The sequence below is a fragment of the Psychrobacter sp. Ps3 genome, from assembly GCF_022129275.1.
Taxonomy (GTDB): domain Bacteria; phylum Pseudomonadota; class Gammaproteobacteria; order Pseudomonadales; family Moraxellaceae; genus Psychrobacter; species Psychrobacter submarinus.
The window spans coordinates 1-24,906 of sequence record NZ_JADQAL010000040.1 but is presented as its reverse complement, the minus strand read 5'-3'; the positions used below and the strand labels follow the sequence as shown (position 1 = coordinate 24,906).

21 protein-coding genes and 1 pseudogene are annotated in these 24,906 nt (G+C 44.5%); 1 reads left to right on the top strand and 21 read right to left on the bottom strand.

Features of this window, described 5'->3' with window-relative positions; genetic code table 11:
* Positions 1–39 precede the first annotated feature (39 nt).
* The 6 genes and pseudogenes from I3248_RS10610 to I3248_RS10585 all read right to left on the bottom strand — a co-directional run bounded on the left by I3248_RS10610 (position 40) and on the right by I3248_RS10585 (position 6,719).
* The gene (locus I3248_RS10610; RefSeq protein WP_238063663.1) at positions 40–243 is read right to left on the bottom strand and encodes a neutral/alkaline non-lysosomal ceramidase C-terminal domain-containing protein; all 204 of its coding nucleotides are present in this window, start codon (positions 241–243) and stop codon (positions 40–42) included.
* A gap of 21 nt (positions 244–264) precedes the next feature.
* Positions 265–765: pseudogene (locus I3248_RS10605) on the bottom strand (neutral/alkaline non-lysosomal ceramidase N-terminal domain-containing protein); the annotation flags it as partial.
* 120 nt (positions 766–885) lie between these two features.
* The gene (locus I3248_RS10600) at positions 886–1,317 is read right to left on the bottom strand and encodes an HIT family protein (RefSeq protein ID WP_025647036.1); all 432 of its coding nucleotides are present in this window, start codon (positions 1,315–1,317) and stop codon (positions 886–888) included.
* A 93-nt stretch (positions 1,318–1,410) separates the two neighbouring features.
* Positions 1,411–5,115: a transcription-repair coupling factor gene (gene mfd, locus I3248_RS10595; RefSeq protein ID WP_238063658.1), complete on the bottom strand. Its 3,705-nt coding sequence runs from the start codon at positions 5,113–5,115 to the stop codon at positions 1,411–1,413.
* A 280-nt stretch (positions 5,116–5,395) separates the two neighbouring features.
* Complete coding sequence (rraA, locus tag I3248_RS10590) at positions 5,396–5,911, bottom strand: ribonuclease E activity regulator RraA (protein WP_025647038.1); 516 nt, start codon at positions 5,909–5,911, stop codon at positions 5,396–5,398.
* A gap of 106 nt (positions 5,912–6,017) precedes the next feature.
* Positions 6,018–6,719, bottom strand: a complete 702-nt coding sequence (locus I3248_RS10585) for an NAD-dependent epimerase/dehydratase family protein (RefSeq protein ID WP_238063657.1) — start codon at positions 6,717–6,719, stop codon at positions 6,018–6,020.
* A gap of 496 nt (positions 6,720–7,215) precedes the next feature.
* Here I3248_RS10585 and rpsT point away from each other — a divergent pair, with 496 nt between their 5' ends.
* Positions 7,216–7,482 (top strand): 30S ribosomal protein S20, encoded by a 267-nt coding sequence (rpsT, locus tag I3248_RS10580; RefSeq protein WP_025647041.1) that lies wholly within the window; start codon positions 7,216–7,218, stop codon positions 7,480–7,482.
* 219 nt (positions 7,483–7,701) lie between these two features.
* Here rpsT and I3248_RS10575 read toward each other — a convergent pair whose 3' ends face one another.
* The 15 genes from I3248_RS10575 to proB form a co-directional block, all read right to left on the bottom strand.
* The gene (locus I3248_RS10575) at positions 7,702–8,541 is read right to left on the bottom strand and encodes a histidine phosphatase family protein (RefSeq protein WP_238063656.1); all 840 of its coding nucleotides are present in this window, start codon (positions 8,539–8,541) and stop codon (positions 7,702–7,704) included.
* Between the two features lie 87 nt (positions 8,542–8,628).
* The gene (locus I3248_RS10570) at positions 8,629–9,423 is read right to left on the bottom strand and encodes a metallophosphoesterase (RefSeq protein ID WP_238063655.1); all 795 of its coding nucleotides are present in this window, start codon (positions 9,421–9,423) and stop codon (positions 8,629–8,631) included.
* Between the two features lie 201 nt (positions 9,424–9,624).
* Positions 9,625–10,359 carry an orotidine-5'-phosphate decarboxylase gene (pyrF, locus tag I3248_RS10565; RefSeq protein ID WP_238063654.1) on the bottom strand — a complete coding sequence of 245 codons (735 nt, stop codon included), beginning with the start codon at positions 10,357–10,359 and terminating at the stop codon, positions 9,625–9,627.
* A gap of 63 nt (positions 10,360–10,422) precedes the next feature.
* Positions 10,423–10,839 carry a LapA family protein gene (locus I3248_RS10560; RefSeq protein ID WP_238063653.1) on the bottom strand — a complete coding sequence of 139 codons (417 nt, stop codon included), beginning with the start codon at positions 10,837–10,839 and terminating at the stop codon, positions 10,423–10,425.
* Between the two features lie 86 nt (positions 10,840–10,925).
* On the bottom strand, positions 10,926–11,228 hold the full coding sequence (locus I3248_RS10555; RefSeq protein ID WP_025647046.1) for an HU family DNA-binding protein: 303 nt from the start codon (positions 11,226–11,228) through the stop codon (positions 10,926–10,928).
* Positions 11,229–11,524: 296 nt separating this feature from the next.
* The gene (gene rpsA, locus I3248_RS10550; protein WP_201559669.1) at positions 11,525–13,213 is read right to left on the bottom strand and encodes a 30S ribosomal protein S1; all 1,689 of its coding nucleotides are present in this window, start codon (positions 13,211–13,213) and stop codon (positions 11,525–11,527) included.
* Between the two features lie 305 nt (positions 13,214–13,518).
* Positions 13,519–14,292, bottom strand: coding sequence for a (d)CMP kinase (gene cmk, locus I3248_RS10545; protein ID WP_201559670.1), 774 nt, complete (start codon positions 14,290–14,292; stop codon positions 13,519–13,521).
* Between the two features lie 246 nt (positions 14,293–14,538).
* Complete coding sequence (tadA, locus tag I3248_RS10540) at positions 14,539–15,174, bottom strand: tRNA adenosine(34) deaminase TadA (RefSeq protein WP_269117187.1); 636 nt, start codon at positions 15,172–15,174, stop codon at positions 14,539–14,541.
* 6 nt (positions 15,175–15,180) lie between these two features.
* Positions 15,181–15,933 (bottom strand): uracil-DNA glycosylase, encoded by a 753-nt coding sequence (locus tag I3248_RS10535; protein ID WP_238063652.1) that lies wholly within the window; start codon positions 15,931–15,933, stop codon positions 15,181–15,183.
* Between the two features lie 182 nt (positions 15,934–16,115).
* The gene (clpA, locus tag I3248_RS10530; protein WP_238063651.1) at positions 16,116–18,686 is read right to left on the bottom strand and encodes an ATP-dependent Clp protease ATP-binding subunit ClpA; all 2,571 of its coding nucleotides are present in this window, start codon (positions 18,684–18,686) and stop codon (positions 16,116–16,118) included.
* 544 nt (positions 18,687–19,230) lie between these two features.
* Positions 19,231–19,647 carry an ATP-dependent Clp protease adaptor ClpS gene (locus I3248_RS10525; protein ID WP_238063661.1) on the bottom strand — a complete coding sequence of 139 codons (417 nt, stop codon included), beginning with the start codon at positions 19,645–19,647 and terminating at the stop codon, positions 19,231–19,233.
* A 114-nt stretch (positions 19,648–19,761) separates the two neighbouring features.
* Positions 19,762–20,718, bottom strand: coding sequence for a hypothetical protein (locus tag I3248_RS10520; protein WP_238063650.1), 957 nt, complete (start codon positions 20,716–20,718; stop codon positions 19,762–19,764).
* A 287-nt stretch (positions 20,719–21,005) separates the two neighbouring features.
* Positions 21,006–22,073: an N-acetyl-gamma-glutamyl-phosphate reductase gene (argC, locus tag I3248_RS10515; RefSeq protein ID WP_201558041.1), complete on the bottom strand. Its 1,068-nt coding sequence runs from the start codon at positions 22,071–22,073 to the stop codon at positions 21,006–21,008.
* A gap of 66 nt (positions 22,074–22,139) precedes the next feature.
* On the bottom strand, positions 22,140–23,276 hold the full coding sequence (hemE, locus tag I3248_RS10510) for a uroporphyrinogen decarboxylase (protein WP_238063648.1): 1,137 nt from the start codon (positions 23,274–23,276) through the stop codon (positions 22,140–22,142).
* A 163-nt stretch (positions 23,277–23,439) separates the two neighbouring features.
* A complete protein-coding gene (gene proB / locus I3248_RS10505) occupies positions 23,440–24,612 on the bottom strand; it encodes a glutamate 5-kinase (protein ID WP_025647055.1) in 1,173 nt (390 codons plus the stop codon).
* Positions 24,613–24,906 lie beyond the last annotated feature (294 nt).

Sequence of the window (24,906 nt, the reverse complement as noted above, 5' to 3'; positions counted from 1 at the left end):
GAACTATTTTAGCGATCAGCAGTGCGCATTTGTGAATGTTCAACACGCCCTATTAGAAGTGCCTGAGTACGGCTTGATTTTGTGTGTCCAGCCACTCTTCCAATCTCCGTAATGAGTCAAGCGATAAGTGCCAGCTGGCGTATCATCTGCTATGCGCCAATCGATAATCGCCTTACTATATGCCGCACCTTGACGCTGCCAAGTATAAGTGGTCTCAAAGTCGCTATCGCTTAAATAGTCAATCCATTGACCGTTCTCATAGCGCTACACCGCTAAGAAGCTGTCTTCAGTTCGCAGATTGTTTTTGGAATGGGTGGCGCGAAATACTGCTGTAGCGACCTCGCCTTTTTGATAGCTGCGGCTTGGCATGGTCTCATTGACATTGGTATCGAAGTCTTGCGCGTCGACATTATGGTTATAAGCAAACTCTGAGCGGTTAACGGTCGCCCCTTTTAACTCGCCTTGTGCCAAAGAGAGCGTCCCTGGCGTCAAAGTATCGTGAGCGCGCTTGATTGAGGTGACAATACCGCCAACGATGGCGTTGAAGTTTTGGCTGCTATAGCCTGCTAGCGTATCGTCGATACTAGCTATTTGATACAGCTGCTGGTGCGAGTAGCCAGCATTGCCTACATGAGTGTGGGTAGCGGCAAGCATCACATTATCATCGTTATACAAGTCGCCATAATCGGCTTGCAAGCGTTTAATAACCTCAAGCTTTACGGCAGTAAACATCGCGCCCATATCTGCCGACACATAGACCACACGCTGACTCTGGGTATAATGTGAAACGCTTTATGGTGAATGGTGACATAAGCTAAAACTCGCTTATATCACCATAAGGTTATTTAGAAAGTACTAAGACGTGTTTATAACATTATGGCTTGACTACATTTGCCAATCGAACGGCATTTGATGATGCCCACGTAGTGCCATCATTAGCGGCTGCTGCATTTGCGCTAGTACTTCTTGCGTATAAGGAATAGCAGGCGTGCCCCATACTGGATTTGGCCATTTAATATCGTTTTGATAACGCACAATATGATGGAAATGCAGCTGCGGTACTTGATTACCTAAAGCGGCAACATTCATCTTTTCGGCTTGAAAAGTCTTGGCCAGTTGACTCGACAACCAACTTGACTCGCGTAAAAACTGGTTTTGATCGGCCTCTGAGAGCTCATATAGCTCGGTTATTCCAGTCACTCGCGGCACCAATATCAGCCAAGGAAACTGGCAATCATTGATCAAACGGCAGGTGGATAAAGGAAAATCACCAACCAAAAAACTATCGCTAGCAAGCTTAGGATGCAATTGAAACATAAGATGTATTTCTCTAATAATAAATATAATAAAAAGGTAGAAGTAATTAAAGCTATTTTAGCAGTTATCGTTGTAGCCGTGTTAGCAATTCCCTTAAGCCAGCTCTGCTGTCATATGCTCGCTAAAGTACTTTAGTAGCTTCTCCACAGCTTTGACTCTTTGCTCAGCGCTTTCTAGATTATCTGCATCACTGTAGCGGATACCTGAGGCGCCATTCATCCGATACTTTTGTCCATTTGATTGAATGAGTTTAATAATAGCCAAAGCATCGACTGGGGTATCAGGGGCAAACTCTAAGCTGACGCTGCTACTATTGGCATCAATCTTATTGATCATCAAGGGCTCAGCTTGCAGCCGCAGACCATGTACAGCAAACAGCTGCTTGGTTTGATCCGGTAGCCCCCCGAAGCGATCTATCATTTCCGTACGGATATCGGTGAGGGCGTCAATATCATCAGCATTACTAATACGTTTATAAAATAGCAGGCGCTGATGCACATCGTGCACATATTCTTCTGGAATCAGTGCTGAGCTATGCAAGTTAATTTCACTAGTCAGCGACAATGGCGTATTGAGATCAGGCTCTTTGCCTGCTTTAATCGCCTTAGTCGCACGCTCGAGCATATCCATATAGAGGCTAAACCCAATCGCTTGCATATTACCGCTTTGCTGTTTACCTAGTATCTCGCCTGCCCCGCGAATCTCTAAATCTTCACTTGCTAGCATGAAACCAGCGCCAAGCGTATTAGCGCGTTCAATAGCGCGTAGTCGGCGCTTTGCATCACCTTTTAGACCTTTGAGCGATGGCACCAGTAAATAACAGTACGCTTGATGATGACTACGACCTACGCGGCCACGCAGTTGATGCAGCTGCGCAAGTCCAAACTTATCTGCGCGCTCAATGATAATGGTGTTGGCATTAGGCACGTCGATGCCGGTCTCGATAATGGTTGAGCAAACCAATACATTAAACTTTTTGTGATAAAACTGCTGCATGATTTGCTCAAGTTGCCGCTCTTGCATCTGCCCATGCGCGACACCTACTCTAGCTTCTGGCACCAACTCACGTATCGTCTCTGCCATGCGCTCAATACTCGCCACATCATTGTGCAGCAGATAGACTTGTCCGCCGCGTAACAGCTCTCGCAGAATCGCCTCTTTCATTAATGCTTCGGTCTTTTGCATGACAAAAGTCTTGATCGCTAAGCGGCGCGCAGGCGGTGTGGCGATAATCGACATATCACGCATACCAGACAGCGCCATATTGAGCGTACGCGGAATCGGTGTGGCAGTCATCGACAAACTATCGACATCCGTCTGAATGGCCTTGATACGCTCTTTATGACGTACGCCAAAACGGTGCTCTTCATCAACGATCATCAAACCCAAATTGGAGAACTCGACGTCTTTTTGTAGCAGCTTGTGCGTACCGATAATGATATCCACTTTACCAGCGGCCAAATCTGCAAGCACTGTATCTTGATGTTTTTTGCCGCCAAAGCGCGATAAAGTCTCAATGCGCACTGGCCAATCGGCGAAGCGGTCGCGAAAGTTATCTTCATGCTGACCGGCAAGCAACGTCGTCGGTACTAACACCGCCACTTGATAACCGGCGCTAACCGCAATAAAGGCGGCTCGCATCGCCACTTCTGTCTTACCAAAGCCAACATCACCGCAGATCAGGCGATCCATCGGTTGGTTTTGGCGCATGTCTTCCATCACTGCGTGAATGGCGTTGGCTTGATCGGGCGTCTCTTCAAAGGCAAACTGGCTGGCGAATAGCTCATACTGCGACGGCTCAATCTTAAAGTGGATACCGACTCTGGCCTCACGTCTTGCCTGCATGTTTAAGAGTTCAGCCGCTACATCATGAATTTGTTGTAAGGCTTTTTGTTTGGCTTTGTCCCATTTGCCGCTACCGATTTTATGCAGTGGCGCTAAGGCCGGATCGCCACCACTGTAACGGCTGATCATTTGCAGATTGGCTACGGGCACATAAATACTCGCATCATCAGCATATTTTAAGTGAATAAACTCTTGCTCACCATCACCTACATCTAGAAGGATTAAGCCATCATAGCGCCCTATACCGTGCTCAATATGCACCACGGGGCTACCTTGGGTCAGCTCAGTGACGCTTTTAACTAAGAACTCTTCTGAGACCCCGCTTTGACGCCGACGGCGCGTTTGCAGCACTTGCCGGCCAAACAGTTGTGTCTCGCTGATCACCACTAAGCGCTCAGGCACATAAACGCCGCGCTCAATCGGTGCGACGGTCAACCCAACATGAGGCAAACGACTATGCTTATTAGGGTCGTTATGAGCTATGCTGCTATGATCGATAGCTAAAAAGTCTCTAAAACTATCATAAGCTTTGGTCTCAATTTTACCTTTGAATAACTCAATGAGAATTTCACGCCGGCCTGCGGTTTCAGCGACGATTAACACCGGCGTTGCCGTTTGGCTCTGTAGTTCTAGGAAAGCTAACAGATCAGCTAAAGGCTCAGATTTTTGGTGGTTGACAGACAACTGCGGCGGCTCTTGGGCGCTTAAGGTCACTAGTCCTTGCACCTTTTGATTATCTGAGCTGTTATCCTCCATTGCCGCCTGAGTCTGACTCGTCGCCAGCTCACTGCGGGCGCTAACGATCACGCGTGGATACTGATTGAGCTGCTCGTTAAAGCGATTAGCAGGCAAATATAGGAATTCAGGCGCAAGTATTGGCTTATCGATATCGTGGCGACGCTCTTCATAACGGCGCTGTATTTGCGACCAATAATCGACTTGCCGCTCACCGATAAGCTCATCAGTAATAAATAGCACGTCACTGGGCAGATAATTAAATAAACTACTCTCTTCTTGCCAATTATTTAGATCAAAAAACAGCGGCTGATAATACTCAAGACCACTACTCGCAATCCCTGCCATCACGTCTTTATGTAACTCAAACTTGCGGCTACTGGCATTTGGGAACATCGCAGCAAAGTTTGTTCTGAAGGTTTCGCGGCCTTCATCCAGTGGAAATTCTTTAGCAGGCAAGATTTGGAATTTCTTAATGGGTTTTGAGATATCAGGGAGCTTATGTAATAGCGACAGCGACTCTGCGCCCATGATACTGTCGTTACCCGATAGCATAGCTCGCAAATCATCTTCAGTTAAAGTGCGCTGCGTTTGCGGATGAAAAAAACGAATAGTCTCAATCTCATCATCAAACAGATCAAGACGCAGTGGAAACGGCTGACCCATAGCAAAGATGTCGATGATACTACCGCGTACCGCAAACTCACCAGGCTCAAAGACGTTTTCGACTGCTCGGTAGCCTGCTTTTGCCAGTAGTTCGCGCTGAGTATTGATATCGAAAATATCACCTACGCTCAAGTCAAAGTGCTGGCCGATCAGCCAACTTGGTGGCGCGACTCGCTGCATCAGTGTCTGCACCGATATCAATAGCACTCCTGTCGTCGGCATATCGGTCAATAGATTGATACGCTCACTGACGATGTCTTGGTGCGGCGATAGCTCATCATAAGTCAAAGTCTCCCAATCAGGGAACACATAAGCATCGACGCCGCAAAACGCCAGTTCAGTCTCAATCTGATTGAGCTGGTTTTGATCGCGCGCTACCATAATCTTGAGCCGATCAGCCACCTGCCATAACTCAGTATTGACCAAGCTTGCAAGCCAAAGGCTACTCACCGCCCCATGCACAGGCGCCAGCCAGCGCCGCTGATGATCCTTAATAGGAAAAAGTTGCTTGTTAATAGGATAAAAAGCGTCAGTCAAAGCAGTGATAGGCATAAAGAGTAGTATCGAAGTTAGCGGATAAGGGATATGAAAAATAAAGAGATATTATACGAATTTTTTGGCCATTGACCAAAAGTTATGCGGTAACGGTTTGTCAGTTTGAGGACTTGTCCGTTTCAAACTTTTCATTTTAGAGGTATGGACGGTTAGTTTAAGGGTATCCAATAAACATAGCTAAGCGCGAACCTGCATCAGTGCAGTCAGCGCTTAGCTACTTTTTGATCTTGATGTCGATATCTGACTTATAAATTTAACCGCTATATAAATCGAGCTGCTACAGTAATGCTTTATCACTAGCAATTATGCCGTTATTGTCAGCATAGACAAACATACCAGAATTAAGCGTCAAATCACCAAAACTAATTTCAATATCCGTTTGCCCTTCATCACGGCGCGTTGATTTGCGCGGAATACAGCCTAATGCCATTACTCCTATGTCCATCTGCGCCATATCATCGACATCACGGACACAGCCGTAGACCACAACGCCTGCCCAGCCATTATCAATAGCCGCTTGCGCGATCATATCACCAAGCAGCGCGCAGCGCATAGAACCGCCACCATCGACAACTAATACCTTTCCGTTGCCATCAGCGTCTTTGCCATTACTATTCAATAACGCTTTGACACGGCTATTATCTTCAAAGCACTTAACCGTGACAATCTCACCGCAGAATTTATCTTTGCCGCCAAAGCTATAAAACGACTTACCTTCGATATTAGGCAAGCAAACTTGTGATTCAGGATTAGCGTCTAATAAGTCGCAGGTCACAAAATCTTCTTTCGTCATCTCATTAATATCTGGCATAGTTATCTTCCTTGTTCAGTTTTTATTGATAATTTTTACTTAGGCTATTTTATAAGAGCGGGCTTACTTAGCTAGTCATATATTCATACTAGTGCTTTACTCGCGTCATCGCAAGCATCTGCTTATTTTCAATAATACTTGTGGTACTAGGCAGATTAGCGGACTGAAATTTGCGGCGCTCATAAAGGTTATTAGCGCTCATAGTCATCGCGCTTGCGACTCGTCTAGCGCTAATAGGATGGATGGATAGCGACTCTGGTACCAAAGGCGAAAACACCTTAAAGATGTTTTGACTCACATTCTCAAGCGTTCGCCCTTTGTGTTTACCCAGTAATAACGAGGGACGAAAAATAAGGAGCTGTTTGAAACCCAATGCTCTAATGGACTGCTCGGTCTCTGCTTTTACTCGGTTATATAAGAAACGACTGTCGATATCATTATTCATTGCAGATAATAAAAAGAAATTCTCTACGCCTTTTTCTCGGCATAATTTTGCAAAGCTGACATTATAATCGTGATCGACTTTACGAAATGCCTCATCACTACCGGCTAGCTTGCGAGTGGTCCCTAAGCAGCTAAAAGCATCGGTATTTTGATCAGCGCCAATATTGGCACATATTTCGGCTAAGTTATCGAAGTCATTCACTTGATAAAAATGAATACTGGCATTGATGTAACGCAGCGGTCGTCTCGCAATCACGATTAAAGTGTCATAAATCTCACTTAATTGCTTTACTAAGTATTGCCCTACCAAACCTGTGGCGCCAATTACAATTGCTTTTCGCTGCATAGCTTATCCATCTTTATAGTCAAATATTTTATAGTCAATCTTTTGGTTATCGTCTCATATATTTTAGTCTTATCGACAACAGCTATTATAAGTTAACCGATTCACTCTATGATTGCTTATCATTAATTGTAAGAGATTTTATCAAAAAAATCGGCGGTAGAAGTAAATATCGATAAAGCAGAAACTTTGTTCACAAAAGGCGTCTAGTCGCTTCAATGAATAGCAGCGATATCATATCACTGCTACTTAAATACACACTTCTTTATGCTTCTTCGCTCAAATATATTGTTCTTAGAGCAAGAATTTGTTAAAATGACCGGCTTTACACGTCGAAGCTATTTAATTATTCCAAACGGCTTTGACGCCTTTGATGACTTACTGTACATTTGGCATCAACATCATGTTTGGCGAGACGGCTGCTCGTCACCGATGATGGTTAAAACTATTACTGTATTCAACATTCATATTTTTATCTGTCTTTATCAAGGAGATACGCGTGGCTAATACTGCACAAGCTCGTAAACGCGCCCGTCAAAACACCAAACGTCGCCAACACTCTGCTTCACAGCGCTCTATGGTTCGCACTTACCTTAAGCGTGTAGATGCAGCTATCGAGTCAAAAGACTATGATGCGGCAACTGAAGCTTACAACAAAGCGGTACCGGTTTTAGACCGTATGGCTGACAAAGGCATTATTCACAAGAATAAAGCTGCTCGTCGTAAGAGCCGTTTGAACAAAGCAATCAAAGGCTTACAAGCTTAATCATAAGAGAATACTCTTATTTAGATTGCTAGGTTTAAACCTAAAAAACCTTGTCACAGGCTAAAATGCTGAGACAAGGTTTTTTTATGGCTGTCAGTTTTTACGGGTGTAAGTTAGTGAAGCCTATTGGCGCTATACAATAACTATTAAGCTGGCGGAAATAGCTGAAAGCTTAGTTATCAACTACAAACTCAGTGATTAGCTACAAGCTCAGTTATCTCAATCCCATTTTACCTCTGACGGCAGCAGCAGCTTATCACTACCAAAGCCTGAAGCATTATAATAGGTCTCTAACAAATGACTCACTGGGCGGATATAATGCTCACCTCGCCATATCAGGTTAGCGTTCACCTTCTCAAAAGCGCCTTCATCGAACCATAAAAACACCCCTTCCATCATTTTGGGCCAATCATTCCAGTCGATCTCTATAAAGTCGAGCATGACCGCTAAGAATGCCGATAACAAGGTATCATGACTCACTGCTAGCAGCATATGACCTGGCTGCGGCTGATGTTGATAAAATAGTGAGAGAATATCTAAGCCGCCTTGATAGGGATTCTTGGTCCCCTCAAGATTGTTTTGCAAAAAACGATTGATAAAGTTCAGCACGCCAATCTCTTTAAATATCGGATTGGCAATCTCAGGGTCGGTGACTAAGCTACCCGGCTCTACCAGTAGTGATTGATGGACAATACTACGGCTAAGACCTGCGCCTTGTTGCATGAGCATAGCGGTGTCTATACAGCGTCCTATCGGACTTGAGAGACTATCCACATCTAAGGAGTACGGCAGATGCCCTGCGAGCCAACGTCCCCAAGATTTGGCTAACACGCGGCCTCTAGGAGTCAAAGGCAGCTGATAACTGGCAAAACCGTTACCGTCTGAGCGCTCACGTAAAGAGTGCCGAGTAAATAATATCAGTCGCTTGTCCTCAGGCAACACCCCAACAGAAGACATCATGCTATCTGGCAGATGCGCTGGAGCTGGCATGCTTGGACTATGTCTTGAGTGCACACTCACATGAGAGTTAGTATGCTTAGGATCAGTAGTATTAGTCATAAAAGATAGTATAACGAGCTGTTTATTTATAAGGGGAAAATACAATTTGAGTCACTACTGTAGCCATCATAAAACCCACTCGCTATCTTATACTTCGATAACTCTATCCCAAGCGAACTCAAGAGCAGTACTGCTCACTTCGTTAGGATAAGCACGCGGATTGACGATAACACGAGTGTCATTGATACGGTAATCAAAGGCTTCATGAGTATGACCATGCACCCAAAGCGTTGGCGCCCAGTCCTCAAACATCCAAGCAGACAAATCGGTGACAAAAGCGGCGTTACTCGGTAAGGTCGCGTACTTTTGGGACACTGATAAAGGGCTAATACTATGGTGAGTCATCACTACCGTTTTTTTGCCTAACTGCTTGGCGGCTATCAGCGCTTGCTTGAGCCATTGCCGCTGCTCATCATGAATCTGTATTGAGACCTCTGGTGAAAACAGCTCATGACCTGCATATATTTGCTTATAGTCGCGCATAAAGCGCTTGGCAATATCTATAGTATCGCCATTAGCCTGATATTGATAGTCCGTCCATAACGTACAGCCTAATATTCGTACCTCACCAATGTCGATATGCTGACACTGCAAAAAACGCAAGCCTAAATGCTGAGTCGCATCGTAGTTATCCCAAGTCGCTAGCTTTTTATCAAAATGCAAAATATCTTCGTTAAAATATTCGTGATTACCTGCAATCGTTAGCAGAGGGACTTGTAGCCGTGCCGCTTGCTGTTGTAGCCAAGGCATACCGCTGTCACTATTAGCGGTGTCGCCTGCGACCAACACAATATCAGCATCAGTCTTTGGAATATGTCCTATGGGATGCGATTGTCTGACATAGCTATCGATATGAAGATCGCTTAATATCTGGAATTTCATACAACTCAATATAATAAATAGGTTAACAACGTAGACTCTAAACCGTGGTAGCGATAAAGCTAAAATGCTCACCTAGTGTAGCATTTATTTATATGGCGTTAGAGACTAAAAAAGACAACGGCTAGGTTGTCTTTTTATAATAGTATAAAGCGGCGTTAACGATATCTCATCATAATAGCTTATACCGATAGCAGCTATACCTTAGATATCTATACTTCGTAAAATAGTCTGTAGCTTCGTGGTAGGATCAGGCGAGTTGGTAATAGAGCGGCCGATCACTAGATAGTCCGCGCCGTCTTGCAAGGCTTGCTTAGGCGTACAAATGCGCTGCTGATCATCACTGTTATCTTCTGGCAAACGGATACCTGGGGTAATCAGTTTAAAATCATCACCGCATAATGTCTTAAGCCTTTTTGCCTCTTGCGCAGAGCAAACCACCCCATCGAGACCAGCTTTTTGGGTCAATTGTGCAAGCCTACTGACTTGAGTTTCAAGCTCATTATTGACCCCAATTTGCGCTAAATTCTGTTGATTCATCGAGGTCAGTACGGTCACTGCAATCAGCAAGGTATCATAGCCGCCTTCGACTAGGCGCTGTTTTGCTAGTGCCATAGCATCATAACCGCAGCTAGCGTGGACATTAACCATCCATACACCTAAATCAGCCGCAGCCATGACGGCTTGCGCGGTAGTATTAGGAATATCATGGAACTTGAGGTCTAAGAATACCTCAAAGCCTCGCTTTTGTAGCGCCTGTACGATAGCAGGCCCTGAGCGGGTAAATAGCTCCTTGCCTACTTTAAGACGGCACAGCGTAGGGTGTAGTTTATCTGCTAACGCAAGAGCGGCGTCTAAGGAAGTATTATCTAAAGCCACAACAACAGGAGAAGTCAGGGTTGTAGAAGCTGCTTTGAGAGGCGCCAAAATATCCGTCATGAGTTTACCGCTTTTTTTAAATAGTAATTAGTGATTTGGTATTAAAGTGATGCAATAACTCCATCAACGACGAGGATTTTTGCTGATGGTACTGGTCTTAGCAGCAATGGTGTTATCACTTTCATCAGCGACTACGTCAGGCTGAGCTGGCGTGCCATAGACAGCTTGTTCGGCGGTGGGTGCATTCGCTTGACGATCGATAGCGATATTGGCTTGATTGAGCTGCTCTTGTAGATGGGCGTTACTTTTTTGCAGACGAGAAATTTCCCATTTATTCTGAAATACTCGAAACAGTAATAACGACAGTATAAGACCAATTACAATACCCAGAGTCATACTCAAAATCAGCAGCAACCCTAAGTTCATAGCAGGCGCTTGTGAGAATAACAAATTCACCCCAATATCAGAATTATTTGCTAATACCAAACCAAGCGCGTAGGCAAAGCTCAAAAATAGTAGGACAAACAGTATAAAGCGCATAATGGGTTACCTTTTAGTTAGTAGTCATCTGTTGGTAGAGGCTAATCTCGATCAAAACCTTAGCTGCAATATCAAGCCAAAAGTAACTATACCGCTATTTTGTCATTGACCGCTTCACGTAGCGCTTTACCTGGCTTGAAATGCGGAATAGCTTTTGCAGGGACAGGTACACTTTCTCCCGTTTTGGGGTTGCGCCCTATACGCGCGCGTCTGTGATGCAAACAAAAGCTACCAAAACCGCGTACTTCAACACGGCCATCATTCGCTAAAGTGTCTACCATAAGATTGAGTATTTCACGCACTGCATCATCAACCACGCTCTCAGCCATTGGATCACAGCTGACACTCAAATTATTAATAAAGTCAGATTTATTTATCGCTTGCTGCATTGTCACACTTGCCTTATTGATTTAGATTTGTCAGATTAAAAACAAAAAACTGCACTTGTTCAAGCACTTAATATTAGTTTACGTCTCAAAACTCGTGGTGACAAATGATATCTCAAATAAAAACAAATAGAAATCAAAGTTTGCTCATTTTAGCTAAAAGTTTTTTATTTTTTATAAAAAGCGGCTTTGTTATCTGTTATTTGACAACTAATATTAAGACCTATCGAAATTAGAACATAAAAAAAAGCGACCGAAGTCGCTTTTTTATTTATTATCTATACAAACAAATCAGAGATTTACTGCATTTGCTCTTTGATCAAGTCACCAATAGTCTTAGGCTGAGCATCAGAACCTGCTGCTGGAGCTGCTCCTGCACCGCCAAGATCTTTAATCGCTTGACGCTCTTCAGCTTCGTCTTTAGCTTTGATAGACAAGCTGATGTTACGCGTTTTGCGATCAACACTGATGATTTTCGCTTCAACGTCATCACCAGCAGATAGATGCTTAGTCGCATCTTCTACGCGGTCACGTTGAATCTCAGAGGCACGTAGATAGCCTTCAACTTCATCAGCAAGCTCAACAGTCGCGCCTTTAGCATCAACTTCTTTGACTTTACCATTAACGATAGCGCCGCGATCATTAGCGACTAGGTATTCGTTGAATGGATCAGAACTTAACTGCTTCACGCCTAAGCTAATACGGTTCGCTTCTGCATCTACAGACAATACCATAGCTTCAACGGTGTCGCCTTTGTTGTAGTTACGGATAGCTTCTTCGCCAGTCTCATTCCAAGAAATATCAGATAGATGAACCAGACCGTCGATACCGCCGTCTAGACCGATGAAGATACCAAAGTCAGTGATAGACTTGATAGTACCTGTGATCTTATCACCGCGCTCATGCTTCTTATCGAACTCATCCCATGGGTTTGCTAGAGTCTGTTTGATACCTAGGCTGATACGACGACGCTCTTCGTCAATATCAAGGATCATCACATCAATCTCATCGCCAACTTGTACGACTTTTGAAGGATGGATGTTCTTATTGGTGTGATCCATCTCTGATACGTGGACTAGACCTTCGATGCCTTCAGAGATCTCAGCGAAACAACCATAGTCAGTTAGGTTGGTGACGCGAGCTTTAACGATACTACCTACTGGGTAAGTACCACCAACGTTATCCCAAGGATCTGTGCCTAATTGCTTCAGACCTAGGCTTACGCGGTTACGCTCACGGTCAAACTTCAGTACTTTAACTTTTAGGTCTTGACCGACTTCAACCACCTCAGATGGGTGCTTGATACGGCGCCATGCCATGTCAGTGATGTGAAGTAGACCATCGATACCACCAAGATCAACGAACGCACCGTAATCGGTTAGGTTTTTAACGATACCTTCGATCTCGATACCTTCTTCAAGCTTGTTCAACAGCTCTTCGCGCTCAGCTGAATTTTCAGCTTCCATAACCGCACGGCGGCTAACCACAACGTTGTTACGCTTTTGATCAAGTTTGATCACTTTGAACTCTAGCTCTTTGCCTTCAAGATGCGTGGTATCACGGATAGGACGAACGTCAACCAATGAACCTGGTAGGAAAGCGCGTACTGAACCGATATCAACGGTGAAACCGCCTTTAACTTTGCTTGAGATAATACCTTTAACGATTTCATCGTTATCGGCGATCTTCTCTAGGAAGTTCCAAGTCTCAACACGCTTCGCTTTTTCGCGTGACAGTAAAGTTTGACCCATACCGTTATCTACGGCTTCAACGACAACATCAACACTATCGCCAACTTCAACTTCAAGTTCGCCTTCTTCGCTTAAAAACTCTTCACGAGCGACGATACCTTCAGATTTAAGACCAGTATCTACAGTGATCCAGTCGTTATCGATGGCAACAACAGCACCTGTGATAACCGAGCCACGCTCGATATCTAAGCCTGTTTCTTCGATGCTCGCTTCAAATAGTTCAGCAAATGATTCCATTATATCTACCTTTGTGTAGCCGTAGCCTGTCCAGCACAGTACGGATCAAATTTATGATTTTATAAAACGTTATGCTGGTTTTATATCTTATAAAATCATATAAAAAAACAGTTGTTAATAATAAGCGCGTCGTTGTAGCAACTCACTAGTAACAACAGTCTAAAAACCTAGTTAAATCAGTATTATACTATTTTTAGTATTAAGTAGAAACACATGCAAATAGTGAAAATATGACTCAATGCTTTAATCTTACTATTTTACCCTAAAACTGCATCATTTACGACTCATTAATCGTTATATTTCTGTCAAAAGCATATCCCTTGTTGCTGACAGTAGCTTTTAATCTGCTCGTAAACCACATCCGCAGGCAGTGCTGAACTATCTAATACTAGCGCATCGGAGGCAGGCTTTGACGGCGCAGTGCTCCGGTTCTCATCACGATCGTCGCGCGCTTTAATCGTCGTTAAGATAGCCTGGTAGTCCGCAACTTGTCCGGCCTGCTCTAGCTGACATACTCGGCGTTCAGCTCGCGCCTCAGGGCTAGCTGTAAGGTAGACCTTAACATCAGCATCAGGAAACACGACTGTACCCATATCACGGCCATCAGCCACTAGACCTGAGCGCGTAGCCATATCTTTCTGTAGCTGCAACAAAGCTTGGCGCACTTCAGGAAATACCGCCACTTTCGAAGCATAACCACCAACTGTCTCATTACGGACTTGCTCACCAACGCGCTCATCATTGACGATAATATCGATACGCCCTGAGGTATTATTCAGCTCAAACGCAATGTCTAAGCTTTGGGTTAGCTGCAACAAAGCAGCTTCATCAATAGTCTTACTGCCATCAGCACCCAGCAATCCGGCCTCAAAAGCTTTTAGACCGACGATCCGATATAAGGCTCCAGAATCTAGCAATTGATAGTCCAAGCTTTGCGCCAATCGCCAAGCAACCGTACCTTTACCGGCACCACTAGGACCGTCGATACAAATCACAGGAAAGCGTTCTGGCAACACTTGGCTCTGTTGATTAGCAGAGTCAGTCTTAACAGAGGGGTTAGATAGCTCAGGTGCAGTCATAATGGCTCAGTCATTATTGGTTAGCAGTCCTAGTCAGCAAAACGCTGATAGAAGCAATTATCAATTCAAGTAATAGCTAGTAGCTAGCTAAAAACTTTTATCGACTAATAAAGCAGGTTCACGCAATTAAATAGCGTCATATTATAGCAAGATAACGCGGCTGCCACTAGCACTAGATAGATGCCATTGTCTGACGATGGCATCGCTTTTATTAGCCTTTGGATAACATGTCTACTCTTACAGTACTTACTGGTGCTGTGTTTGCTGAATTTTACTAGCTTTTAACGCCTGTCGGCGCTGACGAAAAAATGCTTTTAGTAGTTGACTGCTAGACTCTTGGCATAGCCCTTGTTGTACTTGTATCTGATGATTATAAAAAGGCTGAGTGCTCAGATTCATCTGACTGCCGACCATACCAGCGCGCGGCTCATTAGCGGCATAAACGAGCCTGCCTACACGCGCATGAATAAGGGCGCCGATGCACATCGTACAAGGCTCTAAGGTAACATATAATGTAGTACCCACCGGCAAGCGATAATTATTAAGATGCCGACAAGCCGCTCTTATGGCTGTCATCTCCGCATGAGCTGTCGCATCGTGACGGCCTATAGGCTCATTAAACCCTTCACCGATAATGCTATGATCATGGACTAAAACGGCGCCTACTGGTACCTCTCCCTGCCCAGCGCCCCGCTTAGCAAGCGTCAGAGCATACTGCATCCAGTAGTAATCTGTAAGTGACCAAAAACGACAATTGGCCAGCTCGTTATCAGTAACTGCCCTAGATAGCTCATTATTAACCTGTAAAGGCTGCAAAGCATTAGAGAACTGCCACAAAGGCAGTAATAATAAACGTTGACTGCTCATTTGCATAGTAAACATAGTAAGCTACTGCGGTAATTGCCAATCGATCGGTGTCTGACCATGCTGCTTGAGATAATCGTTCGTTTTCGAAAAAGGTCTTGTGCCAAAGAAGCCTCCACGATTAGCAGCTAATGGCGAAGGATGTACCGCCGTCAAAATCAGGTGCTTATCGGTATCGATATACTTGCCTTTTTTCTGCGCTTTGCTGCCCCATAAGATAAAGACAGTATGCTCAGTTTGCTCATTGACCACATCGATAACTTTGTCGGTGAACTGCTCCCATCCCGCGTTTTGATGGCTATTGGGCTCGCCCTCGCGAACCGTCAACGAGCTGTTGAGTAATAATACTCCTTGCTGTGCCCAATAGGTTAGATCGCCATGCTTAGAGGGCGTGACACCGATATCGCTTGCCATCTCTTTTAGTACGTTATTCAGCGATGGTGGCTTAGGTATGGTCTTAGGGACGGAAAAAGATAAACCCATCGCTTGCCCTGCGCCATGATAAGGGTCTTGGCCGAGAATAACCACTTTGACATTCGATAAAGGCGTCAAGTTTAGCGCATTGAACATTAAAGGCGCTGGCGGATAGATACTATCACCTGACTGATAAGCTTGCTTTAAGAACTCACGCAGCTCATCCATATTCTCTGAGGTCAGCTCCTCCTCTAGAGCGCGCTTCCAATCCTCTGGGAGCTTTACTTTATCTAAAATCGCCTTTTTTTCGGCGGCAGTCTTAGTGTTAGAGTCATCATCAGATAGATCGTCAAATAAATTCATGGTTATCAAGCCTTATTAATTATCAGTAAATCTTACTAGCGAGGGTAACAAAAATAACGGTTGTTTTTCATTAGACTTTTAAAATAAATTGAGCAAACAAATTAGCTCAAACAAGAATAAGTGCATAAAAAAACGACTACCTCTATAGATAGAGATAGTCGTTATAGTAACCAAAGAACATATTAACTAGCGACAGATTCAGAATCTGAGCGCGGCTCATGAGTCTCAACGACTGTCAAAAGTATACGGCTGTCGTCTGAACTCTTTGCTTTGCGGCTGCTCTTATCAAGATCTACCGACTCTGTCGTCTGCTCCTCTTCCGGTGCTAAAGTGAGCTGCACAACCCCGCCATTTACCAAATCACCGAACAAGATCATACTGGCAAGCGGTTTTTTAATCTCATCTTGAATGAGGCGCTGCATAGGACGTGCGCCCATCAGACGATCATAGCCTTTATCCGCTAGATAATCACGTACTTCGTCATCAATCTCAAGAGTGACTTGTTTGTCATCGAGCTGGACTTGTAGCTCAACCAAGAACTTATCAACCACTGAGGTGACAACTGAAGGCTCTAACGCGTTGAACTGAATAATCGCATCTAAGCGGTTACGAAACTCTGGAGTAAACACCCGCTTGAGCGCTTCAGTATTATCACGGCTATGGTCTTGCTCCGTGAAACCCATAGATGAGCGGCTAATACTCTCAGCGCCCACGTTAGTGGTCATGATGATGATAACTTGTTTAAAGACTGCTACACGGCCATTATTGTCTGTCAAAGTACCATGATCCATCACTTGCAGTAGCAAGTTAAAGACATCAGGATGCGCTTTTTCAATCTCATCAAGCAACAACACACAGTGCGGATGCTGATTGATCTTTTCAGTCAATAAGCCGCCCTGATCAAAACCAACATAGCCTGGAGGTGCACCAATCAGACGAGAGGCTGTATGCGCTTCCATATACTCACTCATATCGAAACGGACCAGCTCAACGCCCAGCAAATTAGCCAATTGGCGCGAAACTTCGGTTTTACCCACCCCAGTAGGCCCTGCAAACATAAAGGAGCCGATAGGCTTGTCTGGCGCTTTAAGACCGGCACGCGATAGTTTGATCGCATCCGCTAGGTTTTCAATCGCTTCGTTTTGACCAAAGACGAGATGTTTAAGGTCACGATCTAAATGCTCAAGGATACTCTTGTCATCGGTAGAGACAGACTTAGGCGGAATACGAGCTAGTTTTGCAACAATCGCTTCGATATCAGCCACATCGATTTTAATCGGTGCTTTTTGTGCCTTATTAGAGGCAGCATAATCAAAATCAGTAGCTTGCTGAGCATTTGTATGAGTCTGCGACTTATCATCCGACTTCGCTAATGCTGCTTGCTCACTCATCTCGTTATCAGTGTCGTCTTCAAGACTGGCGTCGATATCATCATAATCAGTTTCATCGATGTCTTGTTCGAGATCGGCGATAAAGCTCTCTTCAGCTTTGATGTCTTCGGCATCAGGAATTACACCCAAACGCTTGTACGCACCCGCTTCGTCGATAATATCGATCGCTTTGTCTGGCAAGAAACGCTCATGAATATGCTTCGAGGACAGCTCTACTGCGCTAACTAAAGCCTCGTCAGTATATTCGACATTATGAAACTCTTCATAACGCGGTTTTAGACCGCGCAAAATATCAATACTGTCGTCTACGCTAGGCTCTTTGACATCGATCTTTTGGAAACGACGCGAGAGTGCATGATCCTTTTCGAACACTTGACGATATTCTGTAAAGGTCGTGGAACCAACACAGCGCAGCTCGCCATTGGCTAACGCCGGCTTGATCAGATTAGAGACGTCCATATTGCTACTCATAGAGGAGCCAGCACCGATAATCATGTGTATCTCATCGATAAACAAGATGGCATTTGGCTTTTTCTTGAGCGCATCAAGCAATGACTTCATACGTTTCTCAAAGTCGCCGCGATACTTAGTACCAGCAATTAGCGAACCGATATCTAAACTATAAATCACGCAGCCTTTGAGTGGTTTGGGCGCTTTATCATTGATAATTAACCAAGCTAAACCTTCAGCAATGGAGGTTTTACCCACGCCAGGCTCACCGACTAACAGCGGGTTGTTTTTGCGGCGGCGGCATAATACTTGGGCAGTGCGCTCAATCTCTAGGGCACGACCAATGAGTGGATCTGTCTTGCCTTCAGCGGCGCGCTGATTAAGGTTAGTAGCAAACTCCACTAGAGGATCTTTACTGGTCTTCTCTTGAGCACTACGGCGCTCGCCCGTCATAGAAGAGCGCGACTCCGCAGGCTCGTCTTTGTCTTGACCGTGCGAGAGATATTGAGTCAGCTCCAAGCGGCTGATGCCTTGTTTTTTGAGCAAATAAACAGCGTAAGTATCATGCTCTGAGAACATAGAAACTAAAATATCTGACCCTTCAACCAAACGGCCACCGCCAATAGACTGCACATGAAAAATAGCTCGCTGCAAGATACGATCGAAGCTTTGAGTCGGCTGCGGAGACTGCTCTAGATCGACATCTACCGTTGGCGTATGCTTATTAATATAAGTTTCAAGCTCTGTACGCAAGCTTGAGATATTAGCATTGCAGGCTGTCAGTGTGTTGGCCGCGTGAGTGTTCTCAAGCAGCGCTAGTAGTAAGTGCTCAACAGTGAGATACTCATGCGATTTTTGGCGCGCAAGCGTCATTGCTAAACGTAAAGAAACTTCAAGATGACGACTTAACATAACGAATTCCTACGGTTGTATAACTTTTTATAATTGAATAGCTTAACTGATAAATTAGGGCGGTATGGTGAATGTTCAAGCGCAAATATCGGGGTTATGACTGGATAATAGCTCTTATTCATTACTGACTGAGTATTTCATCAGCGTTTATTCATATCAACATGATAGCCGTAGATAGTCAATCTTTTAACAACGACTAAAATGTATCAAGGCATATAAGCTATAAGATAAACGCGTGAACAAGCATACGATCACCAGCCGCTTGAACGCTGACTAATGAGATTGAAGGTGATAATAAATTGAAAAGAATGACAGTTTAAAGAAGATAAAATACAAAGCTGTAGCAGCGATAGCTGAATGAAAGAAAGGCTGTAGTAACGATATAAGTGCAGCCCTTATAAACTATATAGGGCTGCCTATCATAAAAATCAAGTGATAAAACAAGGAGATAATATAAAAAGGGCTCTGCAATGGCCTTATAAAAATAAAGGCAAATGAGTTGATTAATCGTTTATTTGTAAGAAGATTTAAACTCGATTATAACTTATTCGCCTTGATGTGGTTCAATTTGCGTTAGCAGCGGATAACCTTCACGATGCGCTAAGCTATTGACCTTTTTGGCTTTTGTTTCAGCAATATCTTTAGGATAGATACCGGCTATTCCTTTACTAGTATTATGAATCGTCAACATGATTTGTACCGCAGAATCGACGTTATGCTTAAACTCTGATTGCAGCACATAGACCACAAACTCCATAGGCGTATAGTTGTCATTGTACATCACCACCGCATACATAGGCGGCTTAGCGACCTCAGGCTCAGCCACCAATACATCGGCTTGCGGCTCGCCTTGGGTATCTGGGTCATCATCTTGCGCACGGATACCTGCCGGCATACTAGGCAAATGCCAATCCATTACCGTTGTCTCACTGTTTTTAGCGATTGATAATTGAGGTGTCATCATAATAACTTCATAATAATATTAAGATAAAAATGTAAAGACCAGCTACCAGTTACTTCTTGTAGCTAGACTCATACTGGATAATTTAAGGTGTCAGGGATTTAAGGCGTGCGCCTATATAGGAGACTGATCCACTTCTGGCAGATCTATCAAAGACAGCGGCATACTATCTACTCGATCTCCTAGCGTCCAGTCATATAGCTGCTCAACTTCTTGACCGTCTGCTGTCAGTACCAGTTTGACTTGTAATGGTTCAAAGTTGTTAGGCATGACAAAGCGGCCACGAATACGAGTAATCCCTTTGAGCAAATAACTTGCCGAATCTAAGGGAACTTCCACGAAATCATCGTCGTTCAGTAACATCAAAGTGGCATTCAAACGTTTTGCCTGACCGTCTTCGCTTAGCATAGCGACATCAAAGCCAAACTCAAAAGCGTCTTCTGGTAGTGGCTCAATTTTGGCCCCTAGGACTTGCAGCGGTAGGCCACCTTCTTCACTGAGAGCCGCAGCATAAACCTCGTTGAGCTGATTAAGCTGCTTGTTTTCAAGACTAAGCTCTTTTTGATTCTCACGCAGCTCATCCAAGTTATTTAGACTGATGGTCAGCTCTTGCTTAGCTACCGCAACTTGATTGCTCAGCTCCTTATAACTTGCTCGCATCTCCTCTAACTCTTGCACGGTCATCTGGGTACTGTTGATTGCTTGTTTATTCTGCACTTCTAGAGCATGGTAGCCACGCTTGTAACCCAAGCTATGACCTAAAGCTAACCCTACTATCACTGTAAGCAGGATGGCTGCTGCAAACAACGCTAATATCCAAGACGCAGCCCCTGCTTGTTTGCTTTTAAAACCAGTACCATAAAGCTGCTTACTGCCCGAAGCTGTTATAGCGCTACGCTTCAATGGATAATCATCCACTTTTATTTGCTGTGCCTCGCTCATTAATGACTGAGTGTCATCATTGCTAGTGGTTTGCTGCGCTGTCAAGCCTGATTTAAAAGACAGTAAATCGTCCTGATAAGGCAAAGGTACTGGCGGCAAGCGTAAGCAAATAGCAGTCTTAGTACGCATCTGGACAGTATCTCTTAAGAGGAAAGGCAAGACATTATAACGGAATTTATGGGCAATACCTAGCATCGCCCTGTAAGCCAAATGAATCAATAGTCAACATCCTTGGTCAGATTATTGTCAGCCTCAGTCATTGTTAGACTTCATAAAGGTAAGTTTATCCCTAACTTATAGCGTCAGTAATTAGCTTTATCAATTTACATTAGTAATCACGCCTTTTCACTGAATTTTTGGCTTAATTACTAATATAAAAAAATTACTACGATAGACATTACTGCGATAAAAACCTATCAAGGGACAATCGGCGCTGCGTTAAGGCCCATTGATTCCTCAAACCCAAACATCACATTCATGTTTTGTACGGCCTGCCCTGCTGCACCTTTGACTAAATTATCTTGAACCACCAGTACTGTCAGCTCACGGCGCTCATTGTCTTGATAGATCGCGATACGCAAACGGTTGCTGGCGCGTACACTACGCGTGTCAGGATATACACCAGTCGGCAATACATCAATAAAAGCCTCACCGTTATAGCTACTCTCAAACTCCTGCTGCCAATCGATAGCAGCACCTGACTCAGTCAGCTCTAAATGAATAGAGCTGAACATACCGCGTATCATAGGTACTAAGTGCGGTAAAAAGCGGATGCGCTGCGTGAATTGACTCGCTAATAGCTGCTCCACCCCTTGCTCAATCTCAGGCAAATGACGATGTCCTGTCACTCCGTACGCCTTAAAATTATCAGTGGTTTCAGCATAATTTAGCGCCAGACTCGCTTGGCGACCTGCACCTGAGACCCCAGACTTAGCATCGATTACGATACGAGACTCTATCAAACGCTCATTTTGCTGATTTTGCAACGCGATAATCGGTTTTAAACCTAAAATAGCAGTGGTCGGATAGCAGCCTGGATTTCCTACTAGCATAGCATCAGCTAATTTATCACGGTTGATCTCTGGTAGGCCATAAACTGCGCTTTTGAGCAGGTCAGGACACGCGTGTGATTGCTTATACCATTTTTCAAACTCCGCCAAAGACTGCAAACGAAAGTCAGCGGCTAGGTCGACGACTTTAATACCAGACGCGGTTAAAGCTTCGGCCTGCTGCATCGCTACGCCATGCGGGGTAGCAAAAAATACCACGTCGCACTTTTGCAGCGCTGCAAGCGTATCTTCACCTAGATCACTAAAGACAATATCTGATATCCCGCGCAAGCTTGGAAAAATCTCATCAGCGCGAGTGCCCGCTTCACTTCGTGAGGTCAATAGATCAATAGACACCTTAGGATGGGCAGATAATAAACGAATAAGCTCAATACCTGTATACCCTGTACCACCGACAATCGCTGCTGAAATCATAACTTATCCTTTTTTAAAACTTAATGCCGCTCTCAATACCAAACTCATACCTTCTAAACTTAGCGTCTAAATCTGGTAGTCATGCACGGCATCGACAAAGACTTTTGCATTGTCAGGGTTAACCCACTGAGTAATACCATGGCCTAAATTAGCAATATACCCTGTCTTGTCACCACCGGCATAAGCGCCATCTAGCATCAGCTTAACCTCGCTACGAATGCTCTCTGGAGAGCCATATAAAGTCGCAGGATCCAGATTACCTTGAATAGCCTTACTGCCTTGCAAGGTTTTATGGCGCTTAGTCAAATCACGCTGACTCTCAGTCAATACTTGGCGAGCACGGTCGAGTGGCATAGTCCAGTCTAACCCCAACGCATCCGCGGCGCTATCGGCTTGCACATCGAGCCATAGTCCGCCGCCTTTGGTAAATAGTACCACAGGCACATCTGGATGACGCTGCTTTAACTCCGCGACAATGCGCTTATTATAAGCATGCGAGAAGTCGATAAATTGACGATGGCCTAGCGCCCCGCCCCAGCTATCAAATATCTGTAAGACTTGCGCGCCAGCGACGACTTGGGCATCTAAGTAATCAATGACTGCTATCGCTAGCTTGTCTAACAACTGATGCAAAAACTCAGGGTTACTATACAAAAAGCCTTTAGTATAGCGATAGTCTTTTGAGCTACCACCCTCAATCATATAAGTCGCTAGTGTCCAAGGACTACCTGAAAAACCGAACAACGGCACTTGACCATTGAGCTCTTTACGGATGCTAGTCACGGCGTGCATCACGTAATCCAAAGAGTCATTGACATCTAAGGTTGGCAAACGATCAAGATCGGCTTGCTGGCGAATAGGATGCTTAAATTTAGGACCTTCGCCCGTTTCAAAATACAAGCCTAAGCCCATAGCGTCCGGGATCGTCAAGATATCACTAAACAAAATAGCCGCATCTAAATCCATACGACGCAGGGGCTGCATAGTAACTTCTGTCGCACGCGCCGTATCTCTACATAAGCTCATAAAGTCGCCCGCTTCCGCGCGGGTTGCTTTATACTCTGGCAAATAACGACCTGCTTGACGCATCATCCATACTGGAGTGGTATCTATCGGCTCAAAACGCATGGCGCGCAGCAATCTGTCGTTTTTTAGGGGTGCAAATTCGTGCTTAGGCGAACGGCTATTGTCTGAAACACTCATTGACAAATCTCCAAAGTAGAAATAGGTATTATTATAAAATTTTATTGTCGCCTAAGTGGTAAAGCAAATACCAAGTAGCTCAACAAAAACGTTAAACTTAAGGCAGGTTATACTATCGCTAACCTGCCCTACAAAAAATCAAATATGACGTATTAATCAAACATTATGAAGTTAAAGCTAAATTGTCGCGGTGCACCATAACTATACGCTCATCTTTATCACCAAGAATCTTGTCAAACTGCTCAGTACGCTCACGTGCTACGCGCTGAGCTTCATGTGAAGAAAAGTTGACTTGGCCAACCGCTATTCGCTCATTGGTATCTTGATGCACGATTTCGACGACATCACCCTCATCAAAACCACCACGTACCTCTACCACCCCAACGGGTAATAAGCTGCGATTTTGCTCAACGAGTGCTTTAGCTGCGCCAGCATCAACGATTAAACTACCCGCCATACGTAGATGCGCGGCAAGCCACTGTTTACGAGCGATGATTTTGTCCGCTTCATTGGTAGTCAATAAAGTCCCTAACGCCTCGCCTGAGACCACACGAGTAATCACATCATCAATGGCACCGCTGACGATCACAGTTGGGCAACCGCCCATGGCTGCAAGGCGTCCAGCACGAATCTTCGTCAGCATACCACCGCGCCCAAGTTTGCCCCCATCACCGGCGATGTCAAACAAATAATCAGCCATCGCTCGCTCTTGACGGATCATCTTCGCATCGGGATTGTCGCGCGGGTTATCGGTAAACACCCCGTCTTGATCGGTTAAGATGATGTATAGATCAGCATTGACTAAGGCCGCTGACATCGCCCCTAAAGTATCGTTGTCACCGAATTTAATCTCATCAATGGTGATCGTATCATTCTCATTAATGACCGGTAGTACGCGCCACTCTAACAACTGAGTTAAAGCGCCGCCAGTATTCAAATAACGGCTACGGTTAGATAGATCATCATGAGTTAGTAGTAGCTGCGCGCTTTGGACGCCATGCTGAATCAGCGCTGACCACCAAGTTTCGATCAAACCCATCTGACCGATAGAAGCGCAAGCTTGTAGTGCCATAAGCTTCTTGGGACGCTCTTCTAGATTCATCCGTACTACGCCTTCAGCCACGGCACCTGATGACACCAGTAACACTTCCATACCTTGATTATGCAGTTTGGCAATCTGTTTTGCCCAACCATAGATAGCAGTTCGATCAAGCCCGCGACCATTATTGGTCAATAACGATGAGCCGATCTTGACAATAACGCGCTGAATATCAAAGTTGCGGGATTGTTTAATAAACCTTGCTTCTTCTGTCGTTTGTTCGCTGTCAACTGCCATAAAAAACTCCTTTCTATGAATGGTGCTTAGGGAATGGTACTTATATTATTGGTACTTATATTAATATTTACATCACGCTATTAAAGTTTTTGAGAAAAGTGACTACTCAAATCCTTTAGCGCTAAATCTAACACGTTTACTCCTTAGTGTTGAGCACTGTTGTATCAGAATCTATCAACTCACCAGTTAGTGAACCGATATATGATTATCGGCACATTTATGGCTGTTGTCTTTATAACTAGGGCGTGTTGAACATTCACAAATGCGCACTGCTGATCGCTAAAATAGTTCTAG